Consider the following 12,341-nt stretch of genomic DNA (forward strand, 5'->3'; position numbering starts at 1 on the left):
CCGCCCGCGGGCCTCATCCTGGCCTCATCCGGGCATCACCCGCGGCCCTTCCACGGCACTACCCGCCGCTCGACCCACCGCATTGCGAGATCGAACAGCCACGCGATCGCGCCGATGATCAGGATCCCCATCACGACGAGATCGGTACGCAGGAAGCTCGACGCGTTGAGCACCATCTGCCCGAGCCCGGCCGTCGCGGCGACCATTTCGGCCGCGACCAGCGTCGTCCAGCCGAACCCGATCGCGATCCGCAACCCGGTGAGGATTTCCGGCAGCGCGGCCGGCAGCACGACATGCCGCACGATCAGCGCGAAGCTGCCGCCGAGCGAATACGCGGCGTTGATCTGCTCGACGGTTGCCGCGCGCACGCCGGCACGGGCGGCCATCGCGATCGGCGCGAAGCATGCGAGGAAGATCACGACGAGCTTCGCCGTCTCGTCGATGCCGAACCAGATCACGACGAGCGGCAGATACGCGAGCGGCGGCAGCGGCCGGTAGAACTCCAGCAGCGGATCGAGCACGCCGCGCGCGATGCGGCTCACGCCCATCAGGATCCCGGCCGGCACGCCGATCGCAGTGGCGAACACGAAGGCGCCGAACACGCGCGCGGCGCTCCACAACAAATGCTCCGACAACGGTAGGCCGCCCTGGATGCGGCCATGCCACGCGTCGACGAACGCGGCCCATACCGCTTCCGGCGCCGGCAGGAACAGCGGCGGCAGCCACTGCCGGTGCGTCGCGACCCACCACAGCACGGCCAGCGCCGCGACCGTCGCCGCGCTGAGCGCGGCCGTCCTGCCCTGCCCCGGCAACCGGTAACGATGCGATGCGCGAGCCGGACGCACCGCGTGACGCCGTTGCGTCGCGCGTTGATCCTGCCCGACCTCCGCGGCCGCTCGATCGGCTGCCAACGAATCCTGCGTGCTCATGTCGTCCTGCCTGTGCAAAGTACTGATCCGGCCGCGCCCGACGGACGCGCCCTGTCGCGCGAACTCATGCATCACGCGCGCTCCGCCACCGCCTCGTCGCGATGCAGATACGCGATCAGCCGCTCGCGCCACGCGATGAATTCCGGTGACGACTTCACCGCGCGCGCATCGCGCGATTCGACGTAGCGCCGCGCGAACGGCAGCTCGAACGTTTCCGCGATCCGGCCGGGGCCCGGCGTCATCACGACGAGATGCGTCGCGAGGAACAGCGCCTCCTCGACGTCATGCGTGATGAAGAACACCGTCTTGCCGGTGCGTGCCCACACGTCGAGCACGAGCGCCTGCATCGTGCCGCGCGTCATCGCGTCGAGCGCGCCCATCGGCTCGTCCATCAGCAGCACGCGCGGGTCGCTCGCGAGCGCACGCGCGATGCCGACGCGCTGCTGCATCCCGCCCGACAGCTCGTACACGCGCGCGTGCGCATGCTTGTCGAGCCCGACCAGCGCGAGCATCTCCCGCGCCCGCGCTTCGCGTTCGGCCTTCGACACGCGTGCGAAGCGCAGCCCGAGCGCGACGTTCTCGAGCACGTCGAGCCACGGCAGCAACGCGTATTTCTGGAACACGACGCCGCGATCGGCGCCGGGGCCCGTGACCGGCACGCCGTCGACGCGCACGTCGCCGGTCGTCGGCGCGACGAAGCCGGCCATGCAGTTCAGCAGCGTCGTCTTTCCGCACCCGGACGCGCCGAGCGCGACGACGAATTCACCGGCTTCGATGCGCAGGTCGACGCGCGCGAGCGCCTGCGTCGTCGGCCGGCCGCGTTCGCCGGGATAGTCGACCGATACCTGACGGACTTCCAGCGTGCTCATGCTCAGGACTCCGCGATGATCGCCGCGTTCAGCGCGCGGCCTTCTGCACGAACTGCGGATCGACGCCGACCGAATAGTCGGCGAGCACCGCCTGGATCGTGCCCTGCGATTTCAGGAACGCGGCGGTGGCCGCGAGCGACTTCGCGGCGCCCGACTGCGCGCCGCCGCCGAGCCACGTCGGCGACGCCTGCTCGGCCGGCGTCGGGAACGCGTAGAGCGCGAGGCTCGCGGGCACGTCCTGCGCGTCCGCGCCCGATACCTTCGCGACCGCCGCGACCTGCGGCGAGCCGACCTTCCACGCCGCCGCATGCGCGCGGTAGTCGGCGTCGGCGGCCGCGAGCACCTTCACGAAGCGCGCGACGAACTCGGGGTTTTCGCGCGCGAACTTGCGGCTCACGACGAAGCCGTCGAAGGTCGCCTTGCCACTTTCTTTCGCAACCTTGCCGGACGTCGTCAGCACGGTGCCCGACTGCTTGACCTTCGCGAGCACCGGATCCCAGATGTAGGTCGCGTCGATGTCGCCGCGCGTCCACGCGGCCGCGACCTCGGGCGGACGCAGGTTGACGATCTTCACGTCGTTCGGGTTCACGCCGGCGGCCTGCAGCGCGACGAGCGTATGGAAATGCGACGTCGACACGAACGGCACGCCGATCTTCCTGCCCTTCAGCGCGGCGACGCTGGTCACGCCCGAACCGTTGCGCGCGACGAGCGCCTCGGCGTCGTTGATGTTGTCGAGCACCCAGAACAGCGAGATGTCGAGCCCCTGCGACAGGCCGGCCGCGATCGGGCTGGAACCGGCCTCGCCGAGCTGCACGGAGCCCGACGCGAGCGCGCGGATCACGTCGGCACCGCTGTCGAGCTTGCGGAACGTGACCTTGTAGCCGGTCGCCTTTTCGACTTCACCGCTCCCCTGCGCATAGCGCCACGGCACGACCATGTCCTGGTACGCGATCACGACCTCGCGCGATTCTGCGTGCGCCGCGCCCAGCGCGGCAAAGGCGGTCAGCGCGACGACGGCGCGGCGGACGAAGCTGAAACGGGACATGCGGCTCTCCTTCGGAATGCGGGCATTGCTGCGGGAGAGCCGACTTTACGAGCTTTGCGCGCGGCGGGAGCGAACTTTTCCTGCGAAGCTATCGATGCCGTTTCAGCTTTGCTTTCCATGCTCGACCGGATTGCGCATCCGGTCGGGTGACGATTGCCGTGCGCATGCGCGGATGGCCGCCGCGCCAACGAAAAAGCCCGCATCGCTGCGGGCTTTTTTCGACTGCGCGAGACAATCGCGGCATCGCGACGCTCAGACCACCCCGGCCCCATGCGCCTGCAGATCGGCGTGATAGCTCGAACGCACCATCGCGCCGACGGCCGCGTGCGTGAAGCCCATCTTGTACGCCTCTTCCTCGTACATCTTGAACGTATCCGGATGCACGTACGCACGCACCGGCAGGTGGTGCTCGGACGGTTGCAGGTACTGGCCGATCGTCAGCATGTCGACGTCGTGCGCGCGCAGGTCGCGCATCACCTGAAGGATTTCCTCTTCGGTTTCGCCGAGGCCGACCATCAGGCCCGACTTCGTCGCGACGTCCGGATGCAGCGCCTTGAAGTCCTTCAGCAGCTTCAGCGAGTGCGCGTAGTCCGAACCCGGGCGCGCTTCCTTGTACAGGCGCGGCACCGTTTCGAGGTTGTGGTTCATCACGTCGGGCGGCGCGGCGTTCAGGATCGAGATCGCGCGGTCGAGACGGCCGCGGAAGTCCGGCGTCAGGATCTCGATGCGCGTGTCCGGCGACTGCTCGCGCACTTCACGGATGCACTCGACGAAGTGGGCGGCGCCACCGTCGCGCAGGTCGTCGCGGTCGACGCTCGTGATCACCACGTACTTGAGCTTGAGCGCCGCGATCGTGCGCGCGAGGCTCTTCGGTTCGTCCGCGTCGAGCGGATCGGGACGGCCGTGGCCGACGTCGCAGAACGGGCAGCGGCGCGTGCACTTGTCGCCCATGATCATGAACGTCGCGGTGCCCTTGCCGAAGCACTCGCCGATGTTCGGGCAGCTCGCTTCCTCGCACACGGTATGCAGGTTGTGCTCGCGCAGGATCGTCTTGATCTCGTTGAAGCGCGAGCTGCCGGTGGCCGCCTTCACGCGGATCCACTCCGGCTTCTTCAGCTTCTCGATCGGAACGACCTTGATCGGGATGCGCGCCGTCTTCGCCTGCGCCTTCTGCTTGGCGGTGGGATCGTAGGCAGCGGTCGCGGCCGAGTCGGCCGGTGCGGGGGAAGCGGTAACGTCAGTCATTCGAATGTTCCAGTGCCTGCGGCTTGTCGGCGGCCGCGGATGCGCCATCGAGGTTGGCAATCAGACGACCCACCAGCGTGTGGGCGACGTCGTTCCAGTCGGCGGCAACCTCGAGGCTCGCCATGTCGACGGTTTCCAGTCCGGCATAGCCGCACGGGTTGATCGCGAGAAACGGGCGCAGATCCATCTTCACGTTCAGGCTCAGCCCGTGATAGCTGCAGCCGTTGCGGATCTTCAGGCCGAGGGCCGCGATCTTCGCGCCTTCGTGCACGCCGGATGCCACGTAGATGCCCGGCGCGCCCGCCTTGCGGACCGAAGCGAGATTATACGCCGCGAGGGTTTCGATCACGGCCTCCTCGATCTTCGTCACGAGCGTGCGCACCATCAGCTTGCGCCGGCGCAGGTCCAGCAGCAGGTAGGCGACGATCTGGCCGGGGCCGTGGTAGGTGATTTGCCCGCCGCGGTCGACCTTCACGAGCGGCACGCCGCTGTCGGCCACCAGCAGGTGGGCCGGGTCGCCGGCCTGGCCGAGCGTGTAGACGGGCGGATGCTCGACGACCCAGATTTCGTCGCCGGTGTCGGCCGTGCGCGTGTCGGTGAACGCGCGCATCGCGTCGAAGCTCGTCTCGTAGGCCTCGCTGCCCCGCCAGCGCACGGTGACCGGCACGACGGGCTGGACCGGAGACCCGGCGGGCGATTCGGAAACAGCGACAGGCGTGGACACGATGGCAACCGGCGAAACGGACATGGGCGCTAGTTTACCGAAAACCCATGCGTCTCGCCGGCCCGGGAAGGGGACGGATCGCGAGCATCCGTCGGAGGAAAGGTCGGTCAGACGGTGCGCCAGCCGTCGTGGAACAGCGCGTTCACGCGGTTGCGCAGCCGCGCCAGCGCGCCGCGCGCGACTTCCCCGGCCGGCCGCGACACCGAGAACGCGACCTGCGCGCCCTGCCGGCCTTCCGCGCTGAGCCACAGCCGCTCGCCGCGACGCAGCCGGAGCGTCTCGCCGTCGACCAGGAAGTAGTCTTCGACGTCGTTGCTGCGCGTCGCCCACACCGGCCCGCATTGCACCGTCAGACGCGTGCTGCGCTGCACCTTCATCGGCACGGTCTCGCCCGCGGGGATTTCGAACGTGATGCTTGAAGAAATTTCTTGCATGATCGACTCCGCCAATAAATGCTTCGATGGCTACAATCGTAGTCACTTCAAGGCACCCGACCAAACGACCAATTTTCACGTCGATGTGAGGAAAATTAGCAAATGGACCTCCGCCAGCTGCCTGCGCTGAACGCGATTCGCGCGTTCGAAGCCGCCGCCCGTCACGAGAATTTCTCCCGCGCCGCCGACGAGCTGTACGTCACGCACGGCGCGGTCAGCCACCAGGTTCGCGCGCTCGAGGAGGAGCTCGGCGTGCAGCTGTTCACGCGCAACGGCAAGCGGCTGTGCCTGACCGACGCCGGCATGCGCTACGCGCAGCAGGTGCGCACCGCGCTGATGCAGATCGCCGATGCGACGCGCGAGGTGCGCGCGAGCGACCGCGGACGGCGGCTGGTGGTGTCGATGCTGTCGTCGTTCGCCGCGCGCTTCATCACGCCGCGCATCGGCACGTTCATCGAGCGGCATCCGGAAATCGACGTCGAGCTGCAGTCCACCAACTCGCTCACCGACTTCGCGCGCGACGACGTCGATCTCGCGATCCGCTTCGGCTCCGGCAGCTATCCGGGGCTGCACGTCGAGCCGCTGTTCGAGGAAGTGTTCTTTCCGGCGTGCTCGCCGACGCTGAACGGCGGCAAGCTGCCGCAGACGCCCGCCGATCTCGTGCACTACAACCTGCTGCGCTCGGACGACGAGCTGTGGCGGCCGTGGTTCGACGCGGCGGGGCTCGATACATTGACCGAGCCGAAACGGGGGATTCTGTACCAGGATTCGTCGAACCTGCTGCTGGCCGCGATCGACGGCCAGGGCATCGCGCTGGTACGCCGCTCGCTCGCGGTGCACGATCTGCTGGACGGGCGCCTCGTGCGCCTGTTCGACATCGACGGGCAGAGCCCGTGGCACTATTTTTTCGTGTGTCCGCCGCCGCTCGTGAACACGCCGCGCGTGCAGGCGTTCAGGACCTGGCTGCTTCAGGAAGTCGCGGAGTACCAGCAGCTGTGCGACGAGCTGGACGCGCGGCGCGCGGCGGGGAAGACCCCCGCCGAGTGCGCGCAGGAAGGAGGATGGAAAGCGGCGCTCAGAGCACGACCTTGACCATCGGATGGCCGGTCAGTGCGCGGTAGATGTCGTCGAGCTGTTGCTGGCTCGTGGCGCGCACGGTGATCGTGAGGCCGGTGTAGTTGCCGCCGCTCGAGGCACGCTCCTCGATCTTCTCGACGTCGATCTCGTTGTCGTGGACGGCCACGACCTTGAAGATCGTATCCTTGAACTCCGGGTGCGCCTTGCCCATGATCTTGATCGGGAAGTCGCACGGAAACTCCAGCAGCGACTCCTTCCGGGCATCGATCGCGCCGGTGACCTCGATGGTTTTGGTCGGTTCGCTCATCACTTTCTCCGGGTTAGGTCAAACTGTTCAAACTCGCGTGCCTTCGCACGCTGGTACGCGTCGTACAACGCCGCGAACACGGGGCCCGGCTTGCCGCCCTGCACGGGCAGGTCGTCGAGCGACGTGACGGGCAGAATCTCCTTAGTGGCCGACGTGATCATGATCTCGTCCGCCGAGCGCAGCTCGGCTTCGCTGATCTCGCGCGCGACGAACGGAATGCCGCATTCGTCGGCCAGCTGCTCGACCAGCGCGTAGCGGATCCCTTCGAGGATCCTGTTGCTGCGCGGCGGCGCGTACAGCTCGCCGTTCTTCACGATCCACACGTTCGACGACGAACCTTCGGTCACGTTGTCGTCGCGCAGCTGGATCGTCTCGAACGCGTCGCGTTCGGCCGCATGCTGCGCCATCAGCACGTTGCCGAGCAGCGAAATCGACTTGATGTCGCAATGCAGCCAGCGGCGATCCTCGGCCGTCACGCAGCGCACGCCCTGCGCGCGCTCCTCGTCCGACGGCAGGCGCAGCGGGCTCGTCATCGCGAACACCGTCGGCACCGTATTCGCCGGGAACGCGTGGCCGCGCTTCGCGACACCGCGCGTCACCTGCAGGTAGACGAGCGCATTGCCGTCGCCCAGGCCTTCCGCATTCGCGGCGACCACGCGCTCGATCAGCGCGCGCCAGCCGGCCGCGTCATGCGGATTGTCGATGCCGATCTTCTTCAGGCTGCGCGCGAGCCGCTCCAGATGCTGTTCGATCCGGAACGGCACGTGCGCGCCGTCATGCGCATAAACGGGGACGACTTCATACACGCCATCGCCGAAGATGAACCCGCGGTCGAGCACCGGCACGCGGGCTTCCGACAGCGGCACCAGTTCCTCGTGCGACGACACGCTGAGGTAGACGATCGGTTCGAATTCGGCTTGGCTCATGACAATGACAGATGGGGATGAAGTCGTGAAAACAAAGGCCCGTCGCGCTTACTTCTTCTTGCTGAACATCAGCAGGATCGAGTCCCAGATACGGCCGAAGATACCCGCTTCCGGCACGGCCTGCAGCGCGACGACCGGGAACTCCGACAGCGTCTTGCCATCGGCGACGATCTTCACGGTACCGACCTGCTGGCCTTCCGCGAGCGGCGCGATCAGCGGCGCGTTGACCTCGACTTCCGGCTTGACCTTGTCGCCCAGGCCGCGCGGCACGGTCACCCACTGGTCACCCTTCACGCCGACCTGCACGGTGTTTTCCTTGCCCTTGTAGATGCGCGGCGTCGACATCGCCTGGCCGCCCTTGAACAGGCGCACCGCGTCGAACGCGCTATAGCCGTAGTTCAGCATCTTCATGCTGTCCTGCGTGCGCTCGCCTTCCTTCTGCTCGCCCATCATCACCGACACGAGACGGCGCTGGCTGTCGACACCCGGGATCGCGCGCTTCGCCGACGCGATCAGGCAGTAGCCGGCCGCCTGCGTATGGCCCGTCTTCAGGCCGTCGACCGTCGGATCCAGCCACAGCAGGCGGTTGCGGTTGCCCTGGCGGATGTTGTTGTACTTGAACTCCTTCTCCGAGAAGATGCTGTAGTACTGCGGAAAATCGCGGATCAGGTGCGCGGACAGCTTCGCGAGGTCGCCGGCCGTCGTGTAGTGGTTCGGGTCGGGCATGCCGTTCACGTCGGCGAAGTGCGTGCCCTTCATGCCGAGGCGCGCCGCCTCGTCGTTCATCAGCGTGACGAACTGCCCTTCGCTGCCGCCGACCAGTTCGGCCAGCGCGATCGCGGCGTCGTTGCCCGACTGGATGATCATGCCGTACACGAGGTCGTGCACCGACACCGGCTTGTTCGCCTCGATGAACATGCGCGACTCGTCGGTGCCGACGCGGCGTACCGCGACGCTCGGCGTGACGATCTGCTCCATCGAGATCTTCTTCTTGTCGAGCGCCTCGAACACCAGGTAGGCCGTCATCAGCTTCGTCAGCGATGCGGGCTCGACGCGTTCGTCGGCGTTGCCCGATGCGAGCACCGTGTTGCTCGTCGCATCGACGAGCACCCACGAGCGCGCGTTCACGCCCGGCGGCGGCACCGCGCCCGGCATGAAGGTCGCGGGTGCGCCGGTGAACTGCTCGGCGGCGGCGGCCGGCGCGGCATGCGCGGCCTTGGCCTTGGCGGCCGGCTTCGCCTCGGCGACGACGATCGTCGACGCGAGCGCGACGGGCAGCATCACGCCCAGCGCGACGTTGCGCGCGGCGGTGCCGAAGGCGATGGAAGAAGCGAGGGACTTGAGGCCTTGGGGAGACAGACGCATGATCGATTCAGGCTGATGGCAGAAAGTGCGGCGCGAAACGCGCAAGGGTTGAACGGCAAGGCGGCGGGCGTTCCGGCGTTCGTCCGACTGCGTCGGACGGCGCGAAACGCGCCGGTTGGACTCGTGCGGACGCGTTCGGTTCGCGGCCGTCGCGAGCGGGCGGACAGGCGGCGAAACGAGCGCCGCATGGGCCCAGCCGGGCCGCGGGCGACGCGAATTGCGGCCATTATACGTGGCTGCGAACGGCGTTTTCGGGAACCGTCGCGCGGGCGGCCGCACGCCGGCTTCGAGACGATGGCGTGGCTTCGCTGCGAGAGAGGGTGATCGAAGCCGCGCGAAAGGCGTGCGCAGGCGCCGCGCAAGTCGGGTTGCGCCGCGCCGCAGCGGGCATGGGCGACCGTGCCGTGACACGATGCGGCGCGATGTCGCGCGAGCGGCGACATCGCACGCGTGCGGCAGCGGCGCCGCACGCCGGGTTCAGCGCATCAACGCCACGCGTCGACGATGATGCGCTTCAGCACGTGCAGCTTGCGATGGAAGAAATGCTCGGCACCGGGGATCACGACGACCGGCAGTTCCTGCGGCCGCGCCCAGTCGTAGACCGACGCGATCGGCACCGTGTCGTCGGTTTCGCCGTGGATCACGAGCGTGTTCTCCGGCACCTCGGCGACCTGCCAGCGGCTCGCGGCCGTGCCGACGAACACCATCCGCTCGATCGTCTCGCCCGCGTCGCGCAGCCGCTTCGCGACATGCGACAGCACGAAGGTGCCGAACGAGAAGCCCGCGAGCACGAGCGGCAGGTCCGCATACGCGGGCTGCGCGCGCATGTGCGCGAGCACGGCGAGCAGGTCGTCGGCCTCGCCGATGCCGTTGTCGTGCACGCCCTCGGTCGCGCCGACGCCGCGGAAGTTGGACCGGTACACCACGTAGCCGAGCTGGACCAGCGTGCGCGCAAGGGTTTGCGCGACCTTGTTGTCCATCGTGCCGCCGAACAGCGGATGCGGGTGCGCGACGAGCGCGATGCCGCGCGGCGCGACGCTGCCGTCGCGCATGGCGTCCGGCAGGTCGACCGCGATTTCGATCTGCCCGACCGGGCCGGCGATCAGCGACTTCTGCGTATGAACGTTCATTCGACCGGCCCGCTCAGATCTTCAGGCGGTCGACGACCTTGCCGTCGCGCAGGTGCGATTCGACGATCTCGTCGATGTCGGCCTGGTCGACGTACGTGTACCACGTGCCTTCCGGATACACGACCATCACGGGCCCTTCCTCGCAGCGGTCGAGGCAGCCGGCCTTGTTGATGCGGACCTTGCCGGGCCCCGCGAGGCCGAGTTCCTTCACGCGCTTTTTCGCGTATTCCTGCATGGTCTGCGCATCGCATTGCGCGCAGCTCGGACGCTCGGCGCCCGGGTCGCGCTGGTTCAGGCAGAAGAAGACGTGGTGCTGGTAGTAGGAATCCATGATGGTGACGAGCGGCCCGGCGCGGTGCCGGGCGGAAAGAGGGGCGATCGCCGTTGCGCGCGGCAACGGATGTGCGGACGATTATAACGAGCGGCGCGCGCCGCTGCCCGCGACCGAACCGTGGCCGCCCTGCCCGGCGTGCCGCGTCAGCGCCGCGGCGCGGCCGGCAGCCACGCGCGCTCGACCCGCTGGCCGAGCCAGATCAGCGCCGCGTAGGGCCAGATCCACGCGAGCCAGCGCGCGATGCTGTTGAAGTGCACGTAGCGGCCCTGCCGCCAGCCCGACAGCGTGAAGTCGAAGAACGGGTTGACGGGCAGCAGGTTGACGAGCGCCACGCCGGCCAGCAGCGCGAGCGCCGCGAGCAGCGCGCGCCACGCGGCCGGCACGCGCAATGCGAGCAGGGCCGCCGCGAAGCCGAGCTCGATGCCGAGCCGCGCACCGGGCGTCGCCCACACGACGACGAGGCCGGTGCTCGACTGCATGAAGGTCGCGGCCGCCTTCAGCGCGAGCGTCGCGGCGACGAACCCGATCAGGAGCCGCACGCGCGGCGCGCGCTCGCGCATCGCGAGCGACGCGATCGCCAGCGCGGCGAACAGCATCAACCCGCCGAGCGCGGCTTCCCACGCGGCGTCGGACAGCCAGCCGTCGACACGCTCCGGCCATTCGCTCACGCGCCACGCGGCCGGCAGCCAAGCGAGCAGCGCGTCCTGCATCGAGCCGTCGGCGCGTTCCCACAGCGCGGCCGGCCAGTCGCCGATGCCGAACAGGAACGGCGACGGAAACAGGATCGCGAACGGCCACAGTCCGGCGAGCAGCAGCGGCGTCGCGCCGTCGGGCTCGAACCACGCGAAGCGCAGCCGGCGCAGCGCGCCGCGCTCGAGCAGCGCGCCGGTGGCCGGTGCGGCGAGCGCCGCGCCGAGCAGCGCGCCGAGCGCGTTGGCCGCGAGGTCGAGATTCGACGCGACACGCGTCGGCAGGTAGGTCTGCAGCGCCTCCATCGACCCCGACAGCAGCACGCCGAGGCCGCCGACGATCAGCGTCGCGGCCACGCCGCGCCAGCGCGGATGCAGCGCGAGCACGCCGAGTGCGCCGAACGGCAGGTAGCCGAGCACGTTGGTGACCACGTCGAACGCGGTCACATAGCGCTGCATCGGCGCGAACAGATAGTCGAACGGCCCGATGCCGAGCGACACCCAGCCGTCGAACGGATACAGCGATGCATAGACGACGAGCGCCGCATACGCGGCGAACGCCTGCCGCGCCAGCGACGACGCGCGCGACGTGCCCGGCGCGCTCATCGCGGCTGCGCGCGGTGCGTCACGGGTTGCCCGCGTACGCCTGCACGCCGACCCACGCGGCGATCTGCGACACGAGCTCGTCGCTCGCGGCCGCGAGCGCACGCGCGCCGCCTTCCGCATCGGGCGTGCTCGACGGCGCGCGCGCGACGAAGGTGCGCTGGCCGAGCACCTTGCCGTCCTGCATCAGCGTCGCGCGCGCGGTGACCGCGCCGTGGCTCTGCGACTGCCCGTCGAACACCTGCTCGAATTCGTTCAGGTCGACCTTCAGCGTCGGCGCGCGCACGCCGTCGGTGCCTTCGAGCACCGCGCCGCGCGACGACAGCGCGCCGCGCAGCCGCTGCGTGAGCAGTTGTGCGGGTGGCGCGGTCCAGCGGCTGTCGCGATAGACGGCCATGCGCTGCGCATCCGCATACGCGAGGCGGTAGACGAACTTGTCCGTGTCGAGCGCGTCGGGCGCGGCGACGTCGAGCACCTTCAGCGCGGGCCCGGTGCCGGCCGTGACGACCGATGCGGCCGGCCCGAGGTCGTAGCGGACGTTCGACAGCGCCGCGGCGTTGCCGGCGCAGCCGGCGGCACACGCGAGCGTCAGCACCGCGAGCGCGGTCGCGGCCGGACGCAGCGCGCGGTCAAGGATTCGTGGCATGGCATGTTCCTGCATGAT

General features: G+C 68.8%; 14 protein-coding genes. 1 reads left to right on the plus strand and 13 read right to left on the minus strand.

Annotated features, from left to right (window positions below):
• Window positions 1–35: 35 nt before the first annotated feature.
• From U5A56_RS21235 to U5A56_RS21260, 6 genes are all read right to left on the minus strand, one after another.
• Window positions 36–1,001, minus strand: a complete 966-nt coding sequence (locus tag U5A56_RS21235) for an ABC transporter permease subunit (RefSeq protein WP_321924495.1) — start codon at window positions 999–1,001, stop codon at window positions 36–38.
• The gene (locus U5A56_RS21240; protein ID WP_321924401.1) at window positions 1,001–1,798 is read right to left on the minus strand and encodes a taurine ABC transporter ATP-binding protein; all 798 of its coding nucleotides are present in this window, start codon (window positions 1,796–1,798) and stop codon (window positions 1,001–1,003) included. The genes U5A56_RS21235 and U5A56_RS21240 overlap by 1 nt, the downstream gene beginning before the upstream one ends.
• A 28-nt stretch (window positions 1,799–1,826) precedes the next feature.
• The gene (gene tauA / locus U5A56_RS21245) at window positions 1,827–2,843 is read right to left on the minus strand and encodes a taurine ABC transporter substrate-binding protein (protein ID WP_321924402.1); all 1,017 of its coding nucleotides are present in this window, start codon (window positions 2,841–2,843) and stop codon (window positions 1,827–1,829) included.
• 252 nt (window positions 2,844–3,095) lie between these two features.
• Window positions 3,096–4,088: a lipoyl synthase gene (lipA, locus tag U5A56_RS21250; RefSeq protein WP_321924403.1), complete on the minus strand. Its 993-nt coding sequence runs from the start codon at window positions 4,086–4,088 to the stop codon at window positions 3,096–3,098.
• Window positions 4,081–4,836 carry a lipoyl(octanoyl) transferase LipB gene (lipB, locus tag U5A56_RS21255; protein ID WP_124571346.1) on the minus strand — a complete coding sequence of 252 codons (756 nt, stop codon included), beginning with the start codon at window positions 4,834–4,836 and terminating at the stop codon, window positions 4,081–4,083. The genes lipA and lipB overlap by 8 nt, the downstream gene beginning before the upstream one ends.
• Window positions 4,837–4,919: 83 nt before the next feature.
• Entirely contained in the window at window positions 4,920–5,246 is a 327-nt protein-coding gene (locus tag U5A56_RS21260) for a DUF2917 domain-containing protein (RefSeq protein ID WP_044846777.1), read from the minus strand.
• A gap of 102 nt (window positions 5,247–5,348) precedes the next feature.
• Here U5A56_RS21260 and U5A56_RS21265 point away from each other — a divergent pair, with 102 nt between their 5' ends.
• Window positions 5,349–6,338: a transcriptional regulator GcvA gene (locus tag U5A56_RS21265; RefSeq protein WP_044846754.1), complete on the plus strand. Its 990-nt coding sequence runs from the start codon at window positions 5,349–5,351 to the stop codon at window positions 6,336–6,338.
• Here the strand turns inward: U5A56_RS21265 and U5A56_RS21270 are convergent.
• From U5A56_RS21270 to U5A56_RS21300, 7 genes are all read right to left on the minus strand, one after another.
• Window positions 6,322–6,630: a YbeD family protein gene (locus tag U5A56_RS21270; protein ID WP_044846755.1), complete on the minus strand. Its 309-nt coding sequence runs from the start codon at window positions 6,628–6,630 to the stop codon at window positions 6,322–6,324. The two genes, U5A56_RS21265 and U5A56_RS21270, sit on opposite strands and share 17 nt — an antisense overlap.
• Window positions 6,630–7,556, minus strand: a complete 927-nt coding sequence (locus U5A56_RS21275) for a D-amino acid aminotransferase (protein WP_321924404.1) — start codon at window positions 7,554–7,556, stop codon at window positions 6,630–6,632. The genes U5A56_RS21270 and U5A56_RS21275 overlap by 1 nt, the downstream gene beginning before the upstream one ends.
• Window positions 7,557–7,604: 48 nt before the next feature.
• Window positions 7,605–8,921 (minus strand): D-alanyl-D-alanine carboxypeptidase family protein, encoded by a 1,317-nt coding sequence (locus tag U5A56_RS21280; protein ID WP_044846757.1) that lies wholly within the window; start codon window positions 8,919–8,921, stop codon window positions 7,605–7,607.
• Between the two features lie 485 nt (window positions 8,922–9,406).
• Window positions 9,407–10,051, minus strand: a complete 645-nt coding sequence (locus tag U5A56_RS21285; RefSeq protein ID WP_321924406.1) for an alpha/beta hydrolase — start codon at window positions 10,049–10,051, stop codon at window positions 9,407–9,409.
• Window positions 10,052–10,064: 13 nt separating this feature from the next.
• Window positions 10,065–10,382, minus strand: coding sequence for a (2Fe-2S) ferredoxin domain-containing protein (locus tag U5A56_RS21290; RefSeq protein ID WP_006485233.1), 318 nt, complete (start codon window positions 10,380–10,382; stop codon window positions 10,065–10,067).
• Window positions 10,383–10,528: 146 nt separating this feature from the next.
• Window positions 10,529–11,680: a VanZ family protein gene (locus U5A56_RS21295; protein ID WP_321924408.1), complete on the minus strand. Its 1,152-nt coding sequence runs from the start codon at window positions 11,678–11,680 to the stop codon at window positions 10,529–10,531.
• A 19-nt stretch (window positions 11,681–11,699) separates the two neighbouring features.
• On the minus strand, window positions 11,700–12,323 hold the full coding sequence (locus U5A56_RS21300) for an ABC-type transport auxiliary lipoprotein family protein (RefSeq protein ID WP_321800666.1): 624 nt from the start codon (window positions 12,321–12,323) through the stop codon (window positions 11,700–11,702).
• Window positions 12,324–12,341: the final 18 nt, after the last annotated feature.

This window comes from Burkholderia sp. BCC1998 (assembly GCF_905339875.1).
In the GTDB taxonomy this organism is placed as follows: Bacteria; Pseudomonadota; Gammaproteobacteria; order Burkholderiales; family Burkholderiaceae; genus Burkholderia.

What these genes read in the sequence shown, in the direction of transcription:
- U5A56_RS21275 (WP_321924404.1), bottom strand. Translation starts at nt 7,556, where the DNA reads ATGAGCCAAGCCGAATTCGAACCGATCGTCTACCTCAGCGTGTCGTCG.
- lipA (WP_321924403.1), bottom strand. Translation starts at nt 4,088, where the DNA reads ATGACTGACGTTACCGCTTCCCCCGCACCGGCCGACTCGGCCGCGACC.
- tauA (WP_321924402.1), bottom strand. Translation starts at nt 2,843, where the DNA reads ATGTCCCGTTTCAGCTTCGTCCGCCGCGCCGTCGTCGCGCTGACCGCC.
- U5A56_RS21300 (WP_321800666.1), bottom strand. Translation starts at nt 12,323, where the DNA reads ATGCCACGAATCCTTGACCGCGCGCTGCGTCCGGCCGCGACCGCGCTC.
- U5A56_RS21265 (WP_044846754.1), top strand. Translation starts at nt 5,349, where the DNA reads ATGGACCTCCGCCAGCTGCCTGCGCTGAACGCGATTCGCGCGTTCGAA.
- U5A56_RS21290 (WP_006485233.1), bottom strand. Translation starts at nt 10,382, where the DNA reads ATGGATTCCTACTACCAGCACCACGTCTTCTTCTGCCTGAACCAGCGC.
- U5A56_RS21295 (WP_321924408.1), bottom strand. Translation starts at nt 11,680, where the DNA reads ATGAGCGCGCCGGGCACGTCGCGCGCGTCGTCGCTGGCGCGGCAGGCG.
- U5A56_RS21280 (WP_044846757.1), bottom strand. Translation starts at nt 8,921, where the DNA reads ATGCGTCTGTCTCCCCAAGGCCTCAAGTCCCTCGCTTCTTCCATCGCC.
- lipB (WP_124571346.1), bottom strand. Translation starts at nt 4,836, where the DNA reads ATGTCCGTTTCGCCGGTTGCCATCGTGTCCACGCCTGTCGCTGTTTCC.
- U5A56_RS21270 (WP_044846755.1), bottom strand. Translation starts at nt 6,630, where the DNA reads ATGAGCGAACCGACCAAAACCATCGAGGTCACCGGCGCGATCGATGCC.
- U5A56_RS21235 (WP_321924495.1), bottom strand. Translation starts at nt 1,001, where the DNA reads ATGCATGAGTTCGCGCGACAGGGCGCGTCCGTCGGGCGCGGCCGGATC.
- U5A56_RS21240 (WP_321924401.1), bottom strand. Translation starts at nt 1,798, where the DNA reads ATGAGCACGCTGGAAGTCCGTCAGGTATCGGTCGACTATCCCGGCGAA.
- U5A56_RS21260 (WP_044846777.1), bottom strand. Translation starts at nt 5,246, where the DNA reads ATGCAAGAAATTTCTTCAAGCATCACGTTCGAAATCCCCGCGGGCGAG.
- U5A56_RS21285 (WP_321924406.1), bottom strand. Translation starts at nt 10,051, where the DNA reads ATGAACGTTCATACGCAGAAGTCGCTGATCGCCGGCCCGGTCGGGCAG.